23 protein-coding genes are annotated in these 23,944 nt (G+C 44.0%); 5 read left to right on the top strand and 18 right to left on the bottom strand.

Annotated elements, in window-relative coordinates; translation table 11 throughout:
* Window positions 1–78 precede the first annotated feature (78 nt).
* The 8 genes from NL647_RS01090 to NL647_RS01055 form a co-directional block, all read right to left on the bottom strand.
* Window positions 79–1,272 (bottom strand): glycine C-acetyltransferase, encoded by a 1,194-nt coding sequence (locus NL647_RS01090; protein ID WP_005448754.1) that lies wholly within the window; start codon window positions 1,270–1,272, stop codon window positions 79–81.
* Between the two features lie 212 nt (window positions 1,273–1,484).
* Window positions 1,485–3,812, bottom strand: coding sequence for a bifunctional diguanylate cyclase/phosphodiesterase (locus NL647_RS01085; protein WP_049536313.1), 2,328 nt, complete (start codon window positions 3,810–3,812; stop codon window positions 1,485–1,487).
* Window positions 3,809–4,741, bottom strand: coding sequence for a transporter substrate-binding domain-containing protein (locus NL647_RS01080; RefSeq protein ID WP_009697226.1), 933 nt, complete (start codon window positions 4,739–4,741; stop codon window positions 3,809–3,811). Before NL647_RS01080 ends, NL647_RS01085 begins: the two co-directional genes overlap by 4 nt.
* Window positions 4,742–4,801: 60 nt before the next feature.
* On the bottom strand, window positions 4,802–6,202 hold the full coding sequence (locus NL647_RS01075) for an aminotransferase class V-fold PLP-dependent enzyme (RefSeq protein ID WP_005448743.1): 1,401 nt from the start codon (window positions 6,200–6,202) through the stop codon (window positions 4,802–4,804).
* Window positions 6,203–6,749: 547 nt separating this feature from the next.
* Window positions 6,750–8,123, bottom strand: a complete 1,374-nt coding sequence (locus NL647_RS01070; protein WP_253649484.1) for a sensor histidine kinase KdpD — start codon at window positions 8,121–8,123, stop codon at window positions 6,750–6,752.
* A 40-nt stretch (window positions 8,124–8,163) separates the two neighbouring features.
* Window positions 8,164–8,895 (bottom strand): response regulator transcription factor, encoded by a 732-nt coding sequence (locus NL647_RS01065; RefSeq protein ID WP_253649483.1) that lies wholly within the window; start codon window positions 8,893–8,895, stop codon window positions 8,164–8,166.
* Window positions 8,896–9,041: 146 nt separating this feature from the next.
* A complete protein-coding gene (locus NL647_RS01060) occupies window positions 9,042–9,737 on the bottom strand; it encodes a spondin domain-containing protein (RefSeq protein ID WP_047515033.1) in 696 nt (231 codons plus the stop codon).
* 9 nt (window positions 9,738–9,746) lie between these two features.
* Window positions 9,747–10,430 carry a spondin domain-containing protein gene (locus NL647_RS01055; protein WP_005448735.1) on the bottom strand — a complete coding sequence of 228 codons (684 nt, stop codon included), beginning with the start codon at window positions 10,428–10,430 and terminating at the stop codon, window positions 9,747–9,749.
* Between the two features lie 287 nt (window positions 10,431–10,717).
* Here NL647_RS01055 and NL647_RS01050 point away from each other — a divergent pair, with 287 nt between their 5' ends.
* The 3 genes from NL647_RS01050 to NL647_RS01040 all read left to right on the top strand — a co-directional run bounded on the left by NL647_RS01050 (window position 10,718) and on the right by NL647_RS01040 (window position 12,593).
* On the top strand, window positions 10,718–11,191 hold the full coding sequence (locus tag NL647_RS01050; RefSeq protein WP_253649482.1) for a hypothetical protein: 474 nt from the start codon (window positions 10,718–10,720) through the stop codon (window positions 11,189–11,191).
* 77 nt (window positions 11,192–11,268) lie between these two features.
* Window positions 11,269–12,198: a LysR family transcriptional regulator gene (locus NL647_RS01045; protein WP_005448730.1), complete on the top strand. Its 930-nt coding sequence runs from the start codon at window positions 11,269–11,271 to the stop codon at window positions 12,196–12,198.
* An 11-nt stretch (window positions 12,199–12,209) separates the two neighbouring features.
* On the top strand, window positions 12,210–12,593 hold the full coding sequence (locus NL647_RS01040) for a VOC family protein (protein WP_009697230.1): 384 nt from the start codon (window positions 12,210–12,212) through the stop codon (window positions 12,591–12,593).
* A gap of 48 nt (window positions 12,594–12,641) precedes the next feature.
* Here the strand turns inward: NL647_RS01040 and NL647_RS01035 are convergent, their stop codons facing one another.
* The 5 genes from NL647_RS01035 to NL647_RS01015 all read right to left on the bottom strand — a co-directional run bounded on the left by NL647_RS01035 (window position 12,642) and on the right by NL647_RS01015 (window position 16,537).
* On the bottom strand, window positions 12,642–14,081 hold the full coding sequence (locus NL647_RS01035) for a PepSY domain-containing protein (protein ID WP_253649481.1): 1,440 nt from the start codon (window positions 14,079–14,081) through the stop codon (window positions 12,642–12,644).
* 152 nt (window positions 14,082–14,233) lie between these two features.
* Window positions 14,234–14,593 carry a hypothetical protein gene (locus tag NL647_RS01030; protein ID WP_253649480.1) on the bottom strand — a complete coding sequence of 120 codons (360 nt, stop codon included), beginning with the start codon at window positions 14,591–14,593 and terminating at the stop codon, window positions 14,234–14,236.
* Between the two features lie 173 nt (window positions 14,594–14,766).
* Window positions 14,767–15,156 (bottom strand): cytochrome b562, encoded by a 390-nt coding sequence (locus tag NL647_RS01025; RefSeq protein WP_009697233.1) that lies wholly within the window; start codon window positions 15,154–15,156, stop codon window positions 14,767–14,769.
* Between the two features lie 100 nt (window positions 15,157–15,256).
* The gene (locus NL647_RS01020) at window positions 15,257–16,009 is read right to left on the bottom strand and encodes a phosphatase (RefSeq protein WP_005448720.1); all 753 of its coding nucleotides are present in this window, start codon (window positions 16,007–16,009) and stop codon (window positions 15,257–15,259) included.
* 87 nt (window positions 16,010–16,096) lie between these two features.
* Entirely contained in the window at window positions 16,097–16,537 is a 441-nt protein-coding gene (locus NL647_RS01015) for an SRPBCC domain-containing protein (RefSeq protein WP_005448715.1), read from the bottom strand.
* A gap of 244 nt (window positions 16,538–16,781) precedes the next feature.
* Here NL647_RS01015 and NL647_RS01010 point away from each other — a divergent pair, with 244 nt between their 5' ends.
* Both NL647_RS01010 and NL647_RS01005 read left to right on the top strand, forming a co-directional pair.
* Window positions 16,782–16,967, top strand: coding sequence for a hypothetical protein (locus tag NL647_RS01010; RefSeq protein ID WP_005448713.1), 186 nt, complete (start codon window positions 16,782–16,784; stop codon window positions 16,965–16,967).
* A gap of 7 nt (window positions 16,968–16,974) precedes the next feature.
* Complete coding sequence (locus NL647_RS01005) at window positions 16,975–17,682, top strand: EAL domain-containing protein (RefSeq protein ID WP_252045592.1); 708 nt, start codon at window positions 16,975–16,977, stop codon at window positions 17,680–17,682.
* A 1-nt stretch (window position 17,683) separates the two neighbouring features.
* Here the strand turns inward: NL647_RS01005 and NL647_RS01000 are convergent, their stop codons facing one another.
* From NL647_RS01000 to NL647_RS00980, 5 genes are read right to left on the bottom strand one after another with little or no spacing between them, the layout of a single operon-like run.
* Window positions 17,684–18,655 (bottom strand): hypothetical protein, encoded by a 972-nt coding sequence (locus NL647_RS01000; protein WP_005448711.1) that lies wholly within the window; start codon window positions 18,653–18,655, stop codon window positions 17,684–17,686.
* Window positions 18,656–18,673: 18 nt separating this feature from the next.
* Complete coding sequence (locus NL647_RS00995) at window positions 18,674–19,405, bottom strand: fimbria/pilus periplasmic chaperone (RefSeq protein WP_253649479.1); 732 nt, start codon at window positions 19,403–19,405, stop codon at window positions 18,674–18,676.
* Window positions 19,371–20,720 (bottom strand): fimbrial usher protein StbD, encoded by a 1,350-nt coding sequence (stbD, locus tag NL647_RS00990; RefSeq protein WP_053050906.1) that lies wholly within the window; start codon window positions 20,718–20,720, stop codon window positions 19,371–19,373. The genes NL647_RS00995 and stbD overlap by 35 nt, the downstream gene beginning before the upstream one ends.
* A gap of 2 nt (window positions 20,721–20,722) precedes the next feature.
* Entirely contained in the window at window positions 20,723–23,182 is a 2,460-nt protein-coding gene (locus NL647_RS00985) for a fimbria/pilus outer membrane usher protein (protein WP_253649478.1), read from the bottom strand.
* A gap of 26 nt (window positions 23,183–23,208) precedes the next feature.
* Window positions 23,209–23,910, bottom strand: a complete 702-nt coding sequence (locus NL647_RS00980; RefSeq protein WP_230844635.1) for a molecular chaperone — start codon at window positions 23,908–23,910, stop codon at window positions 23,209–23,211.
* Window positions 23,911–23,944: the final 34 nt, after the last annotated feature.

The raw sequence follows: 23,944 nt of genomic DNA, 5'->3' as shown, positions 1-23,944 counted from the left end.
AAGAAGAGGTAAAGGCTTTACCCATGAGCCGACTCAAAAGAGTTGGGAAAGCCTTTGTAACTTTTTAGTCTCTCAGACTTAGATGATGCCCATATCTTTACCAACTTGGATAAACGCATCGATTGCTCGGTCTAGCTGCTCACGAGAGTGTGCTGCAGACATTTGAGTACGGATACGCGCTTGACCTTTTGGTACTACAGGGAATGAGAAGCCAATTACATAGATGCCTTTCTCTAGTGCGCGCTCAGCAAATTCTGCTGCTACTTTTGCGTCACCTAACATAATTGGAATGATCGCGTGGTCAGCACCACCCATAGTGAAGCCTGCGTCTTCCATACGAGCACGGAAGTGTGCTGCGTTTTCCCATAGACGCTCACGTAGGTCACCGCTCTCTTCTAGTAGATCCAGAACGCGGATAGAAGCGTTTACGATTGCTGGTGCAACAGAGTTAGAGAATAGGTATGGGCGAGAGCGCTGACGTAACCAGTCAATCACTTCAGCTTTACCAGATGTGTAACCGCCTGAAGCGCCGCCCATTGCTTTACCTAGCGTACCGGTGATGATGTCGATACGGTCCACTACGTTATGGTGTTCGTGCGTACCTGCACCTGTTTTACCCATAAAGCCAACAGCGTGAGAATCATCAACCATAGTTAATGCGCCGTACTTATCTGCTAGGTCACAGATAGCTGGAAGGTTAGCCACTACGCCGTCCATTGAGAACACACCGTCAGTTACGATAAGAATGTGGCGAGCACCCGCTTCTTTTGCAGCGATCAATTGTTGCTCTAGTTCTTCCATGTTGTTGTTTGAGTAGCGGAAACGCATCGCTTTACATAGACGAACACCATCAATGATTGACGCGTGATTTAGAGCGTCAGAGATGATCGCATCTTCTTTACCTAGGATAGTTTCAAATAGACCCGCATTTGCATCAAAACATGATGTGTAAAGAATCGTGTCTTCTTTACCTAGGAACTTAGAAAGCTTCTGCTCAAGCTCTTTGTGGATGTCTTGAGTACCACAGATGAAACGTACTGAAGCCATACCAAAACCGTGCTCGTCCATGCCTGCTTTGCCCGCTTCGATAAGCGCTGGGTGGTTAGCAAGACCAAGGTAGTTGTTTGCACAGAAGTTTAGTACTTCTTCACCAGTAGAGATTTTAACAGCCGCTTGCTGTTGAGACGTAATGATACGCTCTGCTTTGTAAAGACCTTCCGCCTTCACTTCTTCAATTTGCTGTTCAATCTGTTGGTAAAATGCAGAAGACATTCGCAATTCCTTCCTGTTTATTTTGTCGAGTTTTCACTCGATTAGAATTAGGTTGAGCCTTTATGTGACGGGGGTCACAGGCAATTACTTCTCAATTAAGTGTAGTGTAATTCAAGGAAGGAAAAACGATTATCCCTCAAGGTGGAAAAGCATTAATGAATTCTAGGCACGAATCCAACTAATGCTTTTCTATGAGGTTGTATTGAAAGGAGTTATAGCCAAGTTGGCGTTGTTAAAAGCGCTTCAAACTCCTTCGCTGGCAATGGTCGGCTATAGTGGAAACCTTGTCCGAACTCACAGTTTAGGTTTTTCAAGTAATCAACGTGACGCTGCTCTTCAATGCCTTCTGCGACGATCTTAAGGTTAAGCGCTTTCGCCATTGCAATAATAACGTTCACAAGCTCACGATCCGATTCATTCTCAAACATGTTCTGTAAGAAACTGCGATCAATTTTAAGTCGGTCAAATGGGAATTTCTGTAAGTAACTCAATGCTGAGTAACCGGTACCAAAGTCATCAATCGTTAGCTTCGCCCCCATCGCACGTAAGTCATCTAACATGCCCATCAGTTCATTGCTGTGGTTGAATAAAAGACTTTCAGTAACTTCAACATCAAACAATTCTGGCGGCAGCCCCGACTCTTCAAGGTGAAGCTTGATTTGCTCAAAGAGGCGATCACAGTATCTAAACTGCACACTAGAAAAGTTTACTGATACAAACAAGGGTGAATCTTTCTGCCACTTCGCTGCTTGGTGACATGCTTGACGAATAGCGAAATCACCAAGTTGATGAATCAAGCCGTTCTTTTCTGCAATCGAAATAAACTCTTCTGGGTTCACAAACCCAAACTTGTCGTCATTCCAACGCATTAGAGCTTCAGCGCCGACAATCGCTCCGCTTTCTAAATCAATAATAGGTTGGTAGTAAAGCTCTAATAAGTCTTGCGAAATGGCGTTACGCAAGCGAGTTTCCAACTCTAAGAAGCGCTGCAAATCTTGGTTCATGTTGTGATCGTAAAAACAGAAAGCGTTACGTCCATCCTGCTTAACTCGATACATGGCCATATCCGCGCACGCCAACAACTGCTCGGCGTTATCACCATCTTCCGGGAAGACTGACATTCCGACACTCGCCGAGAGGAAAAACTCGTGGTTTTGCCATACAAACGGCTCGTTAAACACAGATAGAACCGTTGTCGCAAATCGTTTTGCGCTGTCCGCATTGTGCAAGTCTGGAATCACTAACAAAAACTCATCACCGCCAATCCGAGCCAATAAGTCTGTTTTTCGAACTGCGTTGTGCAATCTTTCCGCTGCGAGTTTTAAGACTTCATCACCAACGAAATGTCCCATGGAATCATTAATCTGCTTGAAGTGATCAAGGTCGATGAACATCACCAACACATTCGAACCGATGCGTTCTGCACGTGAAAGCTCTAAGTCGAGACGCTCGGAGCCATAAACTCGGTTTGGTAATCCGGTCAAGGAGTCATGTTTCGCTTGATAAGCTAACTCCATCTCTGACGATTTACGGCGCTCGATTTCACTGGTCAGGCGCTGGTTCTGTTGAGAAAGAAAGTCTTTACGCTTCTTCTCCTCTTCCAATTTTATTTTCAGCTCTACACGAGTGTTGTTTAGCGTGAATGCATAAAGCAACCCAACCACAATCATGATGGCAAGTACACTTAAACCATTAATGAACATGCGTGAAGTATAAATATCTCGCTCACTGAGTGATTCAAACCACGCCATCAACTTAAAGTGATGATGTTCAATGGGTACTTCAAAATAGATTTTTTGCTTTAGCTCTTTGGCAAGGGCTTCTGGATCCGTGATGTTTTCTTGTTCCAGCTTACGACTAATAGAATCCCAAACTTCCATTTCCACATCGTTGATCTTTAACACCATCCGGCTATAGCTGCCTTCATGTTCTTGATTCGTCAGTTGGGAAATCACCACTTCTTTGTTGATGTCAGCAATCAAAAAGCCAACAGGCTTGCCAGAAAACATCACTTGCTTAACGACTTGAATGAGGACCTTACCATCATTTTGTATCGCTCTGACTTCCTCAGGATGAGCGTGGTCATTAAGCAATCGAGACGTATCAATACGATGATCTGTTTTAACGCCCGTAGTGACGATGGTTGAACCATCAAGACCAACTAACGTCAGCTTGGTGTAGATGATCTGGTTGTTGACAGTTTTCGCGTCGGCTTTCTCTTGCAGCTTACGCTTCAAGTTGATCAAACTAGCGCCTAGCCCATATTCCATCGACATGCCTGAAGCAAGATTCGCAAAGAAGGTCTGCACCGTTTTATCAGTTGATAAGTGGTCGACATCTTCGCTGGCTATCGTGAATAAATTATCGAGAGTACCCGCGTAGCTTTTTACCTTTAGGTCAAGTTCACGATGCTGAGAATCTTTTAATTTGTTTTGACCTAAACTCGTCACAGTAATAATCATCGCTAAATAGAGCGACACCAAAATAGCACTGACGGTGATGATCTTCTGGCTTGATATCTTTTTTACAGACTTTCTCATATATCGTTCTTACTATCTTCTAAGAAGTAGTCATTATAAAAATAGTAAATTGACGGGTAGTATTTCTCGACCAACTTCTGGTACGTCCCATCTTTTTTAATTGACTTCAAATATTGATTAAATGCGGCTTTTAATTCAGGGGAGTCCTTACGGAAGGCAACCGCCATTTTTTGATTTTCGGACACAGGACCAATTACTTTGATTTCTCCTGGCCACTTTTCCAATGCAATCAGTGTATCTGCTACATCAAGCAGTGTACTTTCTGCATCATTCTTCATTATCGCTGGCACCATCTCATTCAATCGACGCTGCCCATCAGGCAAAATAACTTTTGCTCCCGTGTCATACAGATTGTAAAGGTTCGGGTCTAGACACGAGTGCTCCATCGCGAGAACTTCACGACCTTTGATAAGCGATTTCACCATCGAGATATCGTTCTCAATGGAACCTGTCGGTTTGATTGGAGTAAGGGTGGAATCTGTGCGTGCGACTAACCAAACCGCAGATGGGAAGTAATCATCAGAAAAATCGACGACATGAGTTCGCCAATCAAGAATAGTGACTCCGTTAGCAATCAGATCGCCTTCAATAGGCATCGTTTTGCCAACCTGAAGCTGGGCGTCTTTGTACTCAACTTGTTGACCTGTCAGTTTGCCTACCACATTGTTCCATTGCGCTGGTACGTATTCATATCGGACGCCAAGAGACTGAGCAAACCCTTTAATAATATCCACATCCAGCCCTGTCAAAGTCTGCACTTCACCTTGGTCGATGTAAGAAACAAAGTTCGCGTATGGCACACCGATATGACGCAAAACGCCGCTGTCTTTGATGTCTTGTAAATCACCAGCAAACACTGAAGCAGAGAGTAGTGACGTCATACCAACAGCCATTGCCGTCATGGTTCGTTTGATTAATTTCACTGACATGGTGAATATCCCTCTCTTTAACAAAGCGCCCAAACATGGGCGCTTTGACGATAAACAACATTAGAACGAGTAATAAAGATCCGCAATGGCTTCAACCAGACCTTCAACATCTCTCTCATCATGGAATAAATGAGTCGAAATGCGCAACGCATGTGTTTCGTACGAATCATCCTTGTACAACTTGAAGCTTGTTGTACGGATGATGTAACCATAATCTTCACGAAGACGATCACGGAACTGCGTTAGTCGTTCTTCATCTGTTACATCAAAAAACGGGTTAAACGTAGTCAGACCGCTAGTTAAGCCCTCAACGTTTGGCGAGTACATTTGCGCTTCAGGTAACGCTTCGCTAAGCAGCACCTTACATAACTCACTTAACTCCAAGATGCGTTCTTGAATTCGGTCGCGACCAATTTCATCCCACATCTTACAGCTGTCAGCAAGTGCTTGTTTTGCTGGGTAGTTGTCATTACCAATGTACTGCATTTGTAACTGCTTACCTAGGTAATCTGCATGAGATAAAGAAGAGTTAATCAACCACAATGGGTTTTCACGATCGCTCCAGTACTCATTTAAGCGTTTACCGTTGTCACGTACATATAAGATACCCGTAGCGCCCGGACCACACTGCCACTTATGACCAGAACCTGCATAGAAATCACAGTCCATGTCATGGAAATCAAGATCGAACATACCCACAGTGTGCGCACCGTCAACTAAGGTCGGGATTCGATGTTGCTTAGCCAAAGAACAAATGGCTTTCGCTGGAAGTGTTGTACCAGTTTTGTAGGTGATATGAGAGAACACGATTAACCGAACATTTTGATGTGCTTGAATCGCATCGCTGAACGCTTGAATATAGTCTTCTTCTGTCACATCTTCTGTACCAGTGAAGACAGGAAGTTGAATCTCTACGACATCCACACCAAATCGATGCTTGGCAACGTTCATAGGGGACGTCGCCGCAACGTGTTCGTGATGAGTGGTTAAGATCACATCGCCCGGCTCGAAGTGAAGACCGTTGATGATAGAGCATAGACCATCAGTAGTGTTACGACTCAAGATGATTTCATCCGCATTTGCACCAAAGCCCGGTGCAACTTGCGTCACCATTTCAGACACATAAGGCCATGAACCAAATTTATTCTTCATGTCCCACGGGTATTTCGCAACCAGTTTGTTGTTGTCCTCATACCCTTCAAGAACATGTCTTGGCATTGAGCCCGTAGTACCGATGTTCATATAAGTCGTTCGCTTATCCAAAACGAACTGCTTTCGAACTTTACGCCAGAGGCGTCTTTCATTTCTTTTACCTAGTCTGCTCCAATCGATATTCTGTTCCTTTGCTTGAACAGCACCAGAAAACGCCGAAGCACTGACGCCAGCCACAACTGCACCAGTTGCACCTTTTAAAAAATTGCGGCGGCTGCGATTAGTCTTAATAGATTCCTTGTCGCTCATCTTTTCGATCCTTGTCGGAAGTTTAGCCATATTATTAATTATGAATCCGTAACTAACTGTTACTTAAACATTATTACCAAATAGATTCCCTGTTTAGATTTTTCGGCGGCAATTAAGTGACTTTAGTTCCATTTTTTCATTTCATTTGATGATATAAGCAACAGTTCTTTACGATAAAAATAAACAACTAAACGCATATTACAATATTCACTAAAACACCTAACTCTAATATAAATAGAAATTAATTTTATAATGTAAAAATCATAAAAAAGCGTGAGTTGTAATATTTACGAAACAAATTAGATAGCAAGGTTAATATTAAGTTCTAGCACGTTAAATATGTAACAGAATAAATTTAATTCATCAGCGCTATCATTCGTTTGTTGAAATAACAATCATGACGAATTATTAAGCGAAAAATTCGATTTAAACAGTAGATTTGTTCGATGAACAGAAAGGGAAAGTAAGCAAGAGGAAGGTGGCGGTAGCTATACCCAAGTAATCTCGAGACACTTCATTCAGCGAGAATGGCTTGGGTATAGATAGATTAAACGGCTCGTAATGTGAACTTTTGTTGATATTGAGATGGTGTGCTGCTGGTCTCTAGATAACTGTGATGCAACATGAGTATCGACTGTACAATCTTGGTCCCAATACCTAGCGAGCCTCCCTGTGCTTCTTCTTCAATATGGTTAATAAAGGCAAAATGAATTCTTGATTTATCGTCACTTAAATGAGCATGACAATGTACTTCAGAACGCATTGGACTGTGGCGCAGCGCATTTTCAAGCAAGTTAAGCACCAACCGCTCTAAAAGACCTTTATCACCCACGGTTTGAATTTCGTTATCGACGTCTATTTTCAGCAGCACTTCTTTTCGAGCAAACTGGCTTTGCATCATCTCGGCGCACTCTGCCATCAAGGCTCCAAGATCCACTGGTCGATACTCGTAATTCGGCATGGGCGCTTCTTTTTGAGCTACGTCCAACAAAGAGTGCAATTGCGTAGACAGCTTCTCACAGTTTCTGAAAGCGACGTCAATCAAAGGGTCGGATTCAGGATGCTGCAAACGCCACGTTTCCAAATAGCCAAGAACGCTCGATAACGGTGTTTTTAAATCATGACTAAGCTGCAATAAGCTTTGACGACGATGAGACGATTGATACTCCAACTGCAAAAACTGTTGCTGGATATGCTTCGCCATCATCTGATAGGAATTTGCTATCGGTACTAATTCCGGAACTTGGCGCGTAAAATCGGGTTGCAGGCGGAAATCATGTTCTGCTTGTTGTTGAAGCTGATTGGTCACACGCTCAATCGGGTTCAATAAACTGCGTTTCACTAACACATAAGCACCTAATGCAAAGCCTAAAATAGACACTAAAACTAACCCAGCGAGCGCGATATAAGGTGTGTCTACTTGGGCGTTGGCAATCGCATCATGTCTGGTACTGCCAATGACTACATAGAGATAACCCACGGTTGAGCCGAGTTCCTCAATCGCTGCTACGGAAAACACTTTGTGCTCGCCACGATTACGAGGATCTTCGCCTAAGATGGGGAATGGCTCGTCATTCAAGAATCGTTTAATTGGGTTAAGATCTACCTTACCCATGATCTCTGCACCTTCTGGTGCTGCATGGGTAGTGATGTTGCCTTGGCTATCAAGAAAGTAGATTTCGAAATCCGGACCAATCAACATAAGGGTATGAAAAATGGATTTGAGCGCTTTTGGGTTGTAATCCGTACCTATCATCAACGGATTATCATCACGCATGTGGCTTGCTAGCTCTTTGTGCAGACTCTGTTTAGTGCGTAATTCAATGGTCTCTTTTTGCCAATTGTACGTTAATGCAATAACGGCTGCTGCTAAACAAAACCATAGGCTCGTGAACACCACTAAGCGAGATTTGAAGCTCATCCTAGCGCCTCCTTAATCAGTCATTACTTGGGTAGTTAAGCTACTGTCGTGGTTGAAACTTGTACCCCACGCCCCATACCGTCTGGATAAAATGATGATCAGAGTCAGACAAAGACAACTTGCTACGTAGGCGATTGATGGTGCTACACACCGTATGATGATAGCCGGAATGGCTGGTATTCCACACATGGTCGAGCAATTCATCTTTACTGTAGACTCTACCCGGGCGTGTCGCGAGGAATTGCAGCAAGGTAAACTCTGTCGCGGTAAGAGTGACATCCTTGTCATTTAGGGATACCTGATGCAATTCTGGAATAATTCTTAATGGACCAAAATCCATGCTATCTTCAAGTTCACTTCTTTCAACTTGTACTTCAACGGTTTGACTTACCCGTCGCAATACATTGCGTACTCGAGCTTGAAATTCTAATACGCTAAACGGCTTGGTAATGTAGTCATCCACACCCGCCTCCAAACCATCCACTTTATCCATCTCACCATCTCTGGCGGTCAGCATGAGCACAGGGCTCCAATCTTGTTGCTGACGTAAATAATGGCAGATATCTAAGCCGTCACCGTCTGGCAAACCTCGGTCAAGAATGAGTAAATCAAAAGGTTGTTGTCGGTATTGCGCTTTGGCTTCGGCGACATTCGTTACCCGCAACACTTGGTGTCCTTGAAACTTGAGATGCATTTGAACCAGTTCTGCCAAATCATCATCGTCTTCTACCAGCAAAATGTTCGCGACTAAATTGATTGCCTGCTGTTCCATGGTCCTTTCCCTGCGTCTGAGAATCCTCACTTTGCACATGACCGGAACAAATCGGAATTTCTTTCAAAAAAGGTTCCGATGACGCCATGAGGGTTAAAGCGCTCGGCTACAAGCGCTTTGGAAAGGAGACGCCATCGGAGCCTGTATTACTCGACTCGGGTGATAGTGAGTTTCGCTCCAGGATTCAGGAAGCGATGGTTCGCAGAAAGCGCAGAATTGGCTAAACCATCATCTTTACTTACCACTCCAGCGTGAAACGCCACTACGTCATTTGTGTCGTTACGAGCAGCATTAAAGCCTTCGCCACCGCCTGCTGGTCCCGGAATGGTGGCTGCAAGTTCATCGTTCAATTCCGTGCCGGAATCCCAAACGTTCATGCTCATTTCGTAGCTTTCTCCCACCGCCAATGATTTAAGCGATAGACCCGTTTCCCCAACAAACGCATCGTTGGTGTTCACTAACATGGAAGCGATTGAAACGTAGCCCGCTTTGTGTGGGTCAACTGTAAAGGTTACGGAATCACTTGAACCAGGAAGCACTAAACCATTACCTGACAACGTTTGGTAGACATAGTCATTGGAATCCTTTAGCGCTAACAGCTCGGCATTGCTGCCCCCTTCTGCAAGATGCTCAAGCTCAACAGAAGCGCTTTTGCCAATTTCAAACAATTTGTATTTGTCGTTGTGAGCCAAAATCGCAAGTGGCGACATCGGTTGATTCGCGGTCAAGTTTGCAACGTTAATCGTGTAACGGTATGACTTCACCACATCGTTATCATCATCGCTTGGACAACCGGCGAGTAAGCCGACTGAAGCTGCTACGAGTAAGATTCTGTATTTCATACATCCCCCTTACTTCACAACAATTGTGATGGTTGCAACTGGGTTCAGCCAACGATGGCTGCTGCTGTCTAGGTCACTGATGCCGCCAGTTGGATCGCTATCACCAAGGTTACCCGGATGCACGTGAACTTTGTCATTAGTCACTGCCGCTTCAACACCGGTGCCGCCTGTACCAAAGGTAATGAAAGGTGGATTTGGCATGCTACCTTTAAGTTCATCATTGGCTTCTGTGCCTGCATCATAACTTCTTAGCGTTGCTCGGTATGTGCCAGCTTCCGTTGGGATTTTCCAGCTATCTAGCCCCACGAAACCATCATTGGTTGGCAGAAGCATCGCACTAAGAGACAAGTATCCATGATCACCACTGTTCATGGTAAAGGTAGTCGCGACACCCGGATTCAAAATACCACCAGCCGGGTTCTCAACCACAACACCACCAGCATTACCAATGACACTAGCAAGACCCGAGATGTCACCACCTTCCGCCATTGCTTCTAACTCTGGGGTTGCGGCTTCACCGGTTCTGAACATCTTAAGATCAGAGCCATGTGCTGCGACAATCAGTGGCGTAAAGTAAATGCCTTTTGTCGCGTTAGTCACGGTGATTTCCAGTTCTGCTGCATTCACTGATGCAGAGCCTAGTGCCATAGCGACTGAAGTCATGACGAGTCCGAGTTGGGTACGTTTTTTCATTGTGATTCCATCCTTTAATGAGGGTTGAACTACTCAAGTCCATGTTTACGGCTTTACTTCTTTGTTTGTAACTTGAGTTGGTTAAGCATTACGTTTCGAACGTTTTGCGTTCTTGCCTCTAAGAATGACGAACAAATCTATCAGCAACTTCATCGAATTCTCATAAAACTCTCACAAGTTCTGTTCGATTTTTTCAGCAGCGATTTTTTACTCTTATTCAGCTATTTACACTTCGTGTACTCCCCTCCTACAATGCGGTATTCCCTGTTTAAATCACGATTCTCAGCATGATTCATAACGTACTGGCTGCTTACTATGGCGAAATCTACGGCATCGCTTTTTTCAATCACTACTTGAACCATTACGCCCATGGTGAACAACAAACGCTGTGGCAAACCTTGATTGAAGTAGAAGAGCTCACCGCAGAAAAGCTCAAGCCTGTATTATTGGCAAATGGCATGGATATCGAAAATCGACACCAAGAGATGCTTGATAAAGGCTTGGCAGACGCAACCAAGTGGATAGAGTTGCCATGGCTGGAGTTGGTGACAACTCTTCTGAAGTGGGTAGAACCTTATGAGGTCAAGTATCAAGAGTGGCATGAAGAAGTGAAAGCTTCACAGCAGTATTCAATCGCTGAGCAAGAAGCTATCGAGTTGATTGCGGACCACGAAACGGCTATTTATCACTGTTGGCAGCACTACCATATTGGTGAATCTGGCTTGCCTGCCCTGAATGCCTTCTTAGCAAAATATCGCTAAAGCGAGACGGTGACACTTGAACCGAACAAAACCGTACCAGACAATACCGTTATTCCGCTGCGCAGAACTGAACAAATATGGTTAACCCAAAACTCATTGCCCTACTCCCTGATCTTGCTTCGTTTATCTTAGTGGTAAACGAGGGTAGTTTTACCGCTGCAGCCAAACAGCTTGGCGTGACGCCATCGGCTTTAAGTAAGTTGATCACACGGTTAGAACAAGCCCTCTCAGTGAAACTGTTCGAGCGAACGACTCGCAAGTTGATCATCACTCAAGCCGGGCAAAAGGTTTACGACCAAAGCATCGCCATGGTGAATGCGGCGCAGCAAGCGGTTGAATTATCGGCGGAAGATCATGCCGAGCCCACAGGTGCACTCACAGTGGCTGCACCCGAAGCGTTTCTTAACTCGGTGCTTCAACCATTTGTGTTGCCATTCCTAGATCGCTACCCAAACATTCAGCTCAAGCTACGTGCTGCTGATGGTGAGATTGATCTTTTTCGCCAAGGTATCGACGTAGCATTTAAGCTCACCGACAAACCCGATGAGAATCTGGTACTCAAAGAGATCAGCAAGACCAATCTTGTTTTGTGTGCCTCTCCAGATTACCTTGCCAAACACGGTATGCCAGAGCATCCGACTGAACTTGAGCAGCACGATTGTATTTATCTTGCTGAGAACGACAAAGACAACATCTGGTCTTTCTTTAAAGAAGAAGCTTTCCACTCTATTGCCGTGAGTGGACGCTACGCCGTTAACCACTCTCAAATGCGATTGAACGGGGTTAAGTCTGGCTTGGGAATTGGAATCTTCCACGACTTCGTGATTAAAGACGCGTTAGAACGAGGAGAAGTGGTAGAGGTTCTGTCTGATTGGATGATCAAAAGTAACTACCACGGCGCTATCGCGATGCAGTATGCACAAACCAAATACATGCCTGCTCGCCTGCGCGTGTTTATTGACTTCGTTAAGGAGCACTTAGTCTCCGGAGAGGCTAACCATGTTTGAAGAGACTAACCATGTTTAATGCCATTCACCACGTCGCAATCATTTGCAGTGATTACCCAACATCAAAACACTTTTACACCCAAGTCTTGGGGCTAAAGGTCATTGCTGAAAATTATCGTGAAGCTAGAGACTCTTACAAGCTCGACCTTGCTCTACCTGATGGAAGCCAAGTTGAGCTGTTTAGCTTTCCGGGCGCACCGAATAGACCAAGCTTTCCCGAAGCACAAGGGTTGAGACATCTCGCGTTTTTGGTTGATGATGTTGATCAAGTAAAAGCCTACCTCGAATCGAATGACGTTGAAGTTGAGCCGATTCGCATTGACGAGTTCACAGGCAAAGCATTTACCTTCTTCCAAGATCCAGATGGCTTGCCGCTGGAGATTTATCAGAAATAAAAAGAGCCAGCAATTCGCTGGCTCTTTTACTATTTCACTCGTCTCTTGCTAGTTCAACGCCGTTTTCAGCTTCTCGACGCGGTTGAACAACAGCCAATCCAGTGCGAGAACGGTAACAATTGCCAAACCGCCCATCGGAAACGCCAAACACAATACTACCAACGTTACTAAACCAAGCTTCCAAATGCCGTCTTGTTGAAATTTAGGTGGCGCCCCTAATGCAGCACTGCGACTTGGTCGACGAATCCACCACATCACAACCCCTGTGATTGAGATTAAAATGAACGCCAGACAGAACACCACGTTGAGCACTTTGTTCAATACACTCACATCACCTTGATGCAACGACACTCCTGCCGCCATGAACTTGGCAAACAAACTGTAATCTTGCCATGTGACGTCCACCAACAAGCGACCGGAATATTGGTCAAAGTGACTGGTGCGATCTTGTCTTGGATCGGAAATATCACCGCCCATTGAGTTAGCAGCCACGGTGTAAACACCTGTCTCAGAGCGTGGCAAAAATAGCTTATAGCCAGTAAAACCCATCATTTCTGCCTTGTGGACGATATCATCAATAGATAGTGCATCATGACTGCCTGCATAAGCTGATTCTTCCTTCATGTTGGCGTGATCATGAGCTGGTTTATCTTTCGACTGTGGCACAGCAGCAAGCTCTAAGTTCCATGGCATCTCTTCTGATGCACCATGATTCAGGTCTTTGTGTATCAGTGTCGACTCTGGTTTCTCACCCCATGTGTAATAGGTTGGGAAGGTATTCCAAGCTTGCACCATTTTCGCGCCCCATATCCCAGCCCAAGACAGACCTGAAATCAAAAAGAACAACAGAACAATTGATAGCACACCGCCTAAATTCGCATGCAGATCTCGCATCAAAATACGAGTTCCACTGCCAAAACGAATTTTCAAAAAGCCAGCACGGCTTGCGTTGTCTCTTGGTAACCACAGGTACAAACCAGACACCAACAGTAAAATGCCTAAACTGGCGGCGATTTCTATTAACCGATCACCCCAATCACCAATAAGCAAAGTGCCATGGATGTTATTCATCAGTTCATAGATGCTATCACCACGGTTAATCGTCCCTTGTACTTCTCCGGAGTATGGGTTCACAGCAACAATCAATGAGCTGCCTTCTTGATTTTGAATCGAGAATCGGTTGGCGATATCAGATGTTTTTGCAGGCACAAATTGGGTGATATTAAAATCGGGATACGCCTGCTTTACCGCGTCTAACTGTCTAGAGACAGGAACGGTTTGCTCTTGCGGTATAACGTGCAACGTTGCCTCATATCGAGCCAGTTCGATTTCATCATCAAACAGCATCACTAACCCCGTAAGGGAGAGCATCAACATAAATGGAATAACGAATAAACCTGCGTAGAAGTGCCATCGCCACGTCATAAAATAGATGGACTTTTCGCGTGAAGCTTCCTTGAGTTGAGGCTTTGCCGAGTTTCTCAACATGTGTATTTTCCTTTTTTCATTGTGAACACCCAAATTCAGTCAAACGCATCCTGAACATACTCATCGGTATGTGACGTCATTTGACTTAGATTCGGGAGTACCACTGCTCGAATGGCAGTGTTGTTGGCTTTATTTACTTGTAATTGTTTTTGTTATGAGAAAAAGGAAATTGGGGGAGCACGAGGAACTGGCGTTTCAAATCGCACACTTAGAGCCAAATAAGTGTAGCTGTCAGAAACGACCAAGCTCAATCTTGAGAGTAGAGGTGTCGTTGGAAGTGTATCGTGATGAAAAGTCGAGAAGTGGCTGAACGGACAAGGCTTACCTTTGTGGCTGACGGAGTTGTCGCCCTCTTCTATCTGCACCAACTCAAAACCGTTCAGTGTACATAGCGTCGCCCACACCCCCATGCTGTTACCATGAGCATTGATAACAGGCATCAGTGTCACTAGTGCCCAACTTAGAGCACTAGCAAATAACATGGAGCGATAAAAAGGAATTAATCTACGCATAACGGTGACTTAACAAATTTCACATAGCGTAACCAATTCTGAGTGCTAGCTCAAAAAGAGGATTCATAAGTGGCTGCTACCTCACAGGTTTTCTTGAATACTGTGATTGACAGGCACAAAAAAGCCCGCCGAAGTGGCAGGCTGATGGTCATCTTTTCAAGTTGGATAAACGGTTAGCTAAACAGCTTGCTCCAAATACTTGGGTTACGCTTATCGTGGTACTCTTCGCGTAGACTATCGATTTCACGTAATTGATCTTTCGCTTCTTGTAGCTTGCCCGCATCGAGATCAGCTTCAATCTTATCTAGCGTTACCGTCAACTTGTTAAAGCCTTCTAGGTAGATATCAAACTTCTCTGGTGGGTAATTACCACGCTTAGATTGTTCGACGATCGCTTGCAAGCTATCAATCGCAGATTTCATGGTTTCAACATCAGACGCTTCCGCCGCCTGTTTGAATTCCATCTTCATCTGCTTCATGTTTTGTTTTAAATCGACGGCTTCTGCCATTGCATAAGTTGAGCCTAACGCAATCACACACCCCAGTATTAAAGGACGTAACATCTTCACTTCTCCATTGAATGCCGAATTCTGAGTCGGCTTTTTAATGCGAGCAGTGTAAAGCAATCCCTTAACACTTGCATAACCAAAAGTGTAATCAAGTTTATGCGTTGCGAATCTCGTCATACTCTACGATTGGCTTACGACCGCGCAACTCTAAGAAGGCTAAGAATTGTTGTGCTGAGTGAGTAATAACTTTGCTACTGTCGATACCCACTCTGTCCATTAACTCGCCGACTAAGCTCAGATTACCCACATCATGGCAGAAGTGTGCATCGCTGCCGGTAGTGAAAAATACACCCAATTCTTTGCCGATTTGTGCAATCTCATGGCAGCGGTCTACACTACCGACGCGGCTATTGCCCTTCAGAGTGGTGTTGTTAATTTCAATCGCTACATTGTGCTCTTTAGCGCACTTCAGCACAGCTTCAAAATCAAAGTCAAAGTTCGGGTTACCTAAGTGACCCAACGCATCAACACGACCATTTTTGATGATATTCAACAACGCTTCCGTGTGCGTGGCACTATCTGCAGGGCGGAATACTGGCTCATGAAAACTGGCAATCACCCAATCCAAATTTCGATCAACGCTGTCGGGAATGTCGATGTCACCTTGAGTGTTCATGATGTTAGATTCAACGCCACGAATGATCGCAACCCCCTCAAGAAAACGAGGCAGAATTTTCTGGTTAGAGAAAAACCAGTAATGAGGCGCACCCGGCATTGATTCAGCGTGATCGGTCGTACAGAACATATCAAGCCCGTTCTCTTTTGCCGATTTCGCATTTTCAATCAACGTACTGTATGCGTGACCACTGGCGTACGTATGCGTGTGGGTATCAACCTTAAATTCCATCATCAACTCTCTTGGTGCGCAAATTGGCGGCTATTGTATACCCACAAGTCACCTGTCGTCAGCCCAATCTTAGCTTGCAACCTCACCCTATTCTTCGCTGATAGTTTTGATCAAAGGCAGAGCCTTCTCCCAGCCGTGGTTGAACATCGACACAAAATCACTGTGAGTGTGAATGGTTATACTCAGCAATAAGCGATCCTCCAAAGTATCGATCTGATAGATCTCTCGCGATCCGATCCACTTTGACGCTAAGTCTCCATCCAATTGCTGCCGATTATCTGGGTTAAAAATGGCAACATGATGAAACTCCAGTTTTTGTAGCGGCTGTACTGTGTCAATTATCGCTCTCGTTCCGCCCATGTCTGGGTCAAAAAAGGTCATGTCACAACCTTCTTCCCATGCGCCATCAAATTGAGACTGAGGCGAAAAGGCTTGTGCCCATCGTTTGTATAGTTCGACATCGGTCAGCACGCTCCATACGCGCTGAGGTGTCGCGGCAATCTCGACGTGATAGTTTAAAGTCAGCATGTTTTCTCTCCCTGCACCTTTCTTGACGCTAGCTCATTCTGATTAAAAATCAAACAATTCGCGAACAACCAAAGGAGAATTGCGAAGCCTGACATCAATAGTGCAGAGCTTATCGAAATCGAGTCCATTAGCAGCTTGCTATTTTTTCAACGCCTAATGCCAACATGCTGCTTCACTCTTCAATTAAATTGAATACACGAAAAACGACACCCTAATGCAGCGGTATATCAGTAATGGATTCAACATGAGTGGCGTAGAACAAAGAGAGTTTAACTATATAAAACAACGCATTAATGAAATGAGACCAGAGCAAATACGTGAAATAAAAGGTGTCATTGAATTTAAGAGAAAAACGTTGCTCGATGAAAAACCACTTATCTCTGATGAAGAGATGGAGTTCATCACCATCATGTTCAAAAAAACGGAATAACGGGAAAATGTGCTTTTTGATCGAAGATTACTTGAATAAAACCAACAATATCTACCCATCGGATATCCATTACAAGCTGCAGGAAATCGTCGACGTCAAGAACAGGGTTCTTGGTTACGAGGTTCTTCTCGATCCTCTGAATCTTCCAAAACAAGAGATAAAAGACCTCTATAATCGGGAAATACAGTACCCTCATATGAGCCGTGCGTTGATTTCTAGATTAGAGCATTATATCCATCAACACACCAATGACTTCTTTGGAAAATACGTTTTCATTAACCTTGAAAGAAGCAACCTATGCGACAAGTACTTATTGTGTGACATTGTCATTCTTAGGAATACGCTCGAAACATTAAAGGCGGATTTAGTCATTGAAGTCACAGAAAGGAATACCTGCCAACGATGCCCAGAAATTCAAAAGGGGTTCGATTTTCTGAAGAAACAAAATGTCCTGTTAGCAGTAGATGACTATGATTTAGACTTCGATTTTAGAGAACAAGAGGTGCTAGGTGGACTTTATCAGTTTATTAAGGTCGAACACTCCACTAAACAAGACTATTATGACCGAGTGATTGAACTGAGCAAAAAGACCCGAGCAAAGTTGATCATTGAACGGGTCGAAACGCCACTAGAGCGTATGCAAATCACGCAGAGCAATATCCCAGTTTGGGGGCTACAAGGCTTCTTATACAAAACGCTAACCGTTAACTTATAAGCTAAGCAGGACAAGATTTTGACTTGGCAGAGCAAAACTGACGCAAGTTACAAAGGTTGCAGTCTTTAAAATCGCACTCTTGTAAACACTGCAATTTTTTTTTGATCTTTGGAATCAAAATAGGGTTGGAAATGGAACGAATGATATCGAACTTAACCAAATACAAACCCACCTTCTGGCTACTGTCTGTAGGCGGGTAATACTTGACCTCTTTTGCATTAAATACTTTCTTTGCAAACTCAAGAATCGGATATCCGGCAATAAAGATATAGACGTAATCCTTTGTCTTATAAAGAGAAAGCAAGTAATAACAAATCGCTTGAATCACTAATTCAAAGAAATGAGTAGAGTTCATCGCGTGTCCTAACTTAACCAGACAACTTCGCTTTACTTCGTTTTCAGGGATACTAATGAACGAAGATAGGTTGTTCAGCTTCTCTAAGTTCAATATACCAGCCCAATGACCAACAATATCGTCTTGTTTATTCTGCAATAAAATACACTTGTACTTAATATCCGTTTTCATCGCGTACAAGTCCCCAATAAAACCTTCAATGGCAGAAACATTGCTATAAAAATCTTTAAAAACCTCAAGGTGTTCGTAATAGGTTTGGGAACGAATTTCACTTCGAACAAATTCGGGTACTTTATAGTAAGAAAGAGCCGTCAGAGAGAAGTCAAACGCCTTTACCAAATTAGACAACACCGAGGCATGCCGTGCAGGATTTTTATGCCCGTGCTCATCTAGATTAAGAATGATCTCAACTAAGTCGATGTCTAAACATCGCGCGATATAGAATTGCTTATACAAAGGAGGAATCACTTTACCGTTCAACCACCGGCTCAGAGTGATGGTGTCTAACCCTTTAAACTCCTCATAATAGGCTTGTTGTAATATTGCAATAAGTTCTTTCCTAGAGATCGATTTTTCCTCTAACCAAGCAGCGAACTCCCTTTCAAAGTTGTAAATCATAAATCTCACCACTTTATTCTAATGAACTAAGGTACCTTTATAATTTGTTATATTTCCGTCATCTCCAATGATGTCGAAATGTACTTGTTGTATATTTAGACGTTGACCTAGCGGTAAGCTGACGCTCGAAAAAGGTGCGACAGTGATTCTTTCATAGGTATCGTCACCCACTTTTATCGACAAAAAATTTGCAAACCAAGGCAACGGATTCACCACCTTCAAACTTTCTCCTGAGCGCACAAAACGCAGTTGTGAAAACGCGTGTTTTCCTGGGGCTTTGATGCCTTTTGGGCGAACAAGTACTTTTAAGCGCAACCTCAACGGCAACATGATTTGCTGAGTATTTGCGGTGACTGTTTCTTCGGATACCTGCGTCACTTGAAAGATGTTTAACCAAAGCAAGTTTTCACGATCTTCAAAATCTAAATCGGCTCGATTCAGTAACAAACGTACTGATCGCACTTCTCCCCGCGCCATTTTAAAAATAGGAGGGATAACGAATAATGGTGTCTCCTCATCCGATGGAGAAACCTTGAGGTCACCTTTGTCCGTCCATAATTGAAGAAGTACGTTATCCTCACCAGAATTCGCTAGGGTAAAGTCACTTCCTAAGTCATGGGCACTGATGACAATACGAGTTCGATCTATATCGACAGCTGCATGAACAGAAGACATCGAAAAAACCAAAACAATACTGAAAAGTAACCAAGTGAACTTATTGAAAGCTGACGATGATTTGCGCTTGGGCATACACAGCTCCTGCTGTAACAGTTTCACCACTGAGTTTTTCTAGAGAAGCCGTAAAGTGACCTCGGTAGGATTCAGAAGATGCATTGGATGATTCCAATTGCGTGACCTCTTTAAAGCCATACCATCCGCCAGCATTACCCGTTCCAGTCGTACGACTAGGCAACAGGTTCATTGGAGACCCAGAGTTATCGTATATTCTGATCCCGACCCCCTGAGCTACGCCAGGATTCCCGTATTCATTGCTTAACAAATACGTTAAACCGCCCGCAGATGTTTTTAGCCCAAGTTGCTCGGCTTTACTGGCTGCGTTGGCAGAGTTCACCAATAAGCCGATCGCAATCGGACGTGTCGCTGTCAGACTGGTACTTGTGTTAGATGTGGTGCCAGACGCAGCATTAAGTTCACACAGTAAACCGATGCTAAACGCCAACCTTGATGATTCACCATTATTTAGCGCATCGACGGTCATCGTCGGGAAGAGTACGTGTGGTGTGTAATCTGAAACTTGGCAAAACGCACCACGAATAAACGTAAGCTGATTCGCCCATCCCCACGCTCCGGGATAATCTCCATACCATCCACTGTAACAACCGCCACCATGGTCACAACCAACGGTCAAACCAGAACTTCGACCGCCGCCTTTAAATGCAATATAGCCATGCACACCGTTACGAGTCGGTGAAAAGCGACCGTAGTTCAACCCGTAGTTACCCGTCCCGCTGGTTACTTTGATGACTTCAACACTTACATCACTAAACACTCCTGCGTGTACATAGATGTAATTGCTGTCTTGAAACATATCATCAGGGTTGAGCTTTCTCGCTTTCCAATAACGGGAATAGTACTCACCGGTTGCAAGATTAGTCAGACGAAAGGCGGCATAACGATAGTCAGAATAATAGGCTCCTGGAATGCCCGGAACTTCATTTCGTCCTGCATAGTTGTCGTCTCCGTTTGTTGAGTAATACTCCCAAAGATCGTTTTTATCAGCTAAGTCGCATCGAAACAAAACCTGCTTATCGCCATAAGGCGTTCGGTTTGCTGAGCCTAAGAACGAAGCTGTCGAAGTCGCAATGACGCTGCCATCTGGCTGAAAAAGACTGCCACTGTTGATGCTAATCACCCCGGGTAAACCATAGCTTCCAAAGTATCCATCCGCCGCACCAGTAAAGTTATTGTTTACATAGTAACCAGCGTTGATTGCCTCGGTTGATAAGTAAGCTTGGTTCGTCGTGTTCAGCTTTGTGCAGGTAGCAAAAGCAGACATACTCACAAACAAGATAGATAGGCAAAGGGTCCATATTGAATATTTCATAATTACCTCATCATGCAGGTTTGTTCGGTTAAGAGAAGTACTCGGTCCGATTTCGGCGGGGTGTAGTTGATGCTGCATTCATTGCCAGTACCCCAACGTAAAATCACTACGTCGTTAGTCTCTTTTAATCGGGCGTACACCTGACCAGCTTGCCCAACCATGCCGATCTTTATCCCTTGCTGATCAAAAGCATCTGCGCCCATTGGAGGAATCCCCCCTTTATCGAGTACGGTATTGATCAACACCGCTTTTCCTTTCAGCGTTTCAAACTTCACTTTTACAACAGCACCGGAATACGGCACGACTTTCCGACTACCGGTTTTGATTTCCGCGCCAGTACTTAACCCATTATTTTTCAAAGACACATCGGTATAACGATAAGGAATCAACGAAGGCAATAACGCGTAGCCAGAGTCATCGATTCTTGCACCTTGTCCATTCATTACCTTGGCACCTTTCGCGCCTTTCGCTTCAATTAAAGCAAACGAATCATTGGTATAAGGACCTAGGGTGACACCGCCATCGTGCACAAGCATCGTTCCTGAAATACCCGCCGAAACACGGTTGTAATCATCGCCATTTGCAGAAGAAAGCGAAACGCCGCCGTAAGGAGTTCTGGTGTACAAGCTGCCGCCATAAGTATTGCTATTCCCTTCTCGCCCACCGTAGACTGAATAAGAAACAGGTGCATCTTTACCCAGCGTCCCCGATACATTGGCGGTCGCTGATTCACTCGATTTACTATGGGTATAGTTAAACCCAAATGTCGACCAACGGTCATAGAAGTCGAACGGAAGTGACACACTCAATGCTACGGTGTTTTCATAATTACCTACGCCAAACTCTTCGTGATAAAACTGACGTCCCACGCTGATGTTGTAAGACACATTTCTCCAATGATTATTGTAGGTAGCTTGGTAATCGATACTCTCTTCACCATCGTAATAATCCACTAGAGAACCACTAACGTTAACCGTGCCGTATTTCTCCAATGATTGGCTCAAAGACAACGTAAGACGGTTTCTTTGATTGAGCGTTTGAGACTGATATTCATCGCTATTGTTTTTTCGCTGTTTTCTCAAGCCCAGAACGTCTTCCAACTCTTTGTAGTTTTCTGAAGAATAACGATAAGCAAGCAGAGAAAAATTGGTACCGGTATCAAACGAGCGACCATAGTTCATCTCCACTTGCCACCCACGTTGGTACTCTTTTTCTTCATACACACGCGCAAATGAATAGGTGCTATTTATACCAAATGCACCGATTGGCGTCGCAACCACACCGCCAGCTAAATACGCCTGATAATCTTTCCCCATGCGCAAACCATAGTTGAACGTAAGACGGTTGTTTACACCTTGCTGGATAGAACTTTCAGCAAACCAATTGCTGACCTCTTCATACCCTCTAACATCACCAAGAACGGTGTTATAAATGATTTGTCCAGGGCGCACAGAAAGAGGCACCGAGGAGTAAGGCACGTTGAATGAGCTTACGCTACCGTCAGCTTCTTGAATGATCACCTCTAACTCACCATCACTTTTGGTATCGTTCAAATCACTGATAACAAAAGGACCGGGTGGTACGTCGATTTCTTTAATAATTTTACCTTGCTGTTTAATCACGACATGAGCATAAGTGGCAGCGACACCACGAACTTCCGGCGCATACCCAAGCTGGCTTTGCGGCCACATGCGCTGATCCGTTGATAACTTGATACCGCTGTATGACAAGCTGCCAAAAATAGAGCCATTGGTGTACGACTCACCAAGCAACAATGAACTGTGGATTGAAGAAATAGGACGCTGAACGTACGTATTCAACGAGGTATATTCTGTATCATTGTCCAAATAGCGAAAGTAACCATCGTGACGAAATTGCCACAAGCCCAGATTCATCCCAACTTTTAAGTTGCTGTAAAGGTAATCGCTGTCTTCTGCGCGTTTGTACTCATTGTGGTAATAGTTCGTGTTATGGCGCACAAAAAAAGCCGTCATACCTTCATCCCATTTTTCTGGATCAATGTAACCACGAGGTTTACTTTCCATCGCCGCTTGTGGGATGTCCAAATTCATTTGAAAGCTTGATTCGTCATACTGCCACTTCACCATTGGCGCGACGTCAGACAAAAGCTGACAACTGAGATTTGCTTTCGCTTTGTCATCCAACTTAAGCCCGATCAATTTGAGTTGTTGGGCAGAAAAACAAGGCTCTTTGCGCTCAGTCCTCTTATTCAAACGAGAAGAAACAACACTCCCTTGGAGAACCATTTCGCCATTGACATACAAATCAACTAAGTGCCCATCATCAAACGAGTAGCCATTTAATGCATCGCCAGATAACATGTGCTTTTGAATATCCACATCGCCATGAAATAGTGAAGGGTCAAAAGCGAGCTCTTCCGCTAAAGTAGGCATTGCAGCAATAAGCGAAAAAATAAAATATGAACGTTTGACGAACAACATATTACTCACCAAAGCTAAATTAATATTTAAAACTGAATGGAATAACGCTTAGGTATTAATGCCCCTTGGTCACTGATCGTCGTTATTAACAAATCGGCTTTATCACCTTTTTTAATTTTTACATTTTTGAACGTAAAATCTTGATATGAATTTGGTGATATCATTTTAGCTTCTGAGAACCACTTTTCGTCCAGATGCTCTATGAACATATTTGCAGACAAAGATACATACAGTGGTTGCTTATTACTAAGCCTAACCTTTGCGATTCCATCTTGATAATTTATGAGCTGAACTTGAAAGTCTTCTTTCCAATTTCTATTGTAATTAACCACTTGCTTTGGTCTGTAGAACAACTTCACTTTGTGCTTTACTGTTACCACAATTTTATTGCTGCTTGCAGCCACTTCAGCGATGGCAGCATTAGACGGAATTTGTAAAAAGTTAAAGTAAAAAACTGACTCTTGATCTTGGGGAAGTGCTTTTTCTACTCCTTTGATTATCCTTAGCGTTTGACCCCGTTGTGGCTCAATTTTCGCCAATGGTGGCAACACGACAAATGGCACATCACTTTGTGTCGCTTTGGACCCATCTTCGTTCTCAAACCAAGATTGAACCATAAAGACATTTTTGCTTTTGTTCTTTAGGTAAACGTTAACGAACGGTTCACCCTCTGGATATATAACTCGGCTTCCCGTCATGACAATATTGGCATTCGCAAAGAAGCTCATTATTACCGTGATAAAGACAACACAAAACCGTAAA

Origin of the sequence: Vibrio sp. Y29_XK_CS5, assembly GCF_024181835.1 — a bacterium.
Lineage (GTDB): Bacteria > Pseudomonadota > Gammaproteobacteria > Enterobacterales > Vibrionaceae > Vibrio > Vibrio harveyi.
The sequence above is the reverse complement of the archived record's forward strand: the minus strand, read 5'-3'. Positions and strand labels throughout refer to the sequence as shown.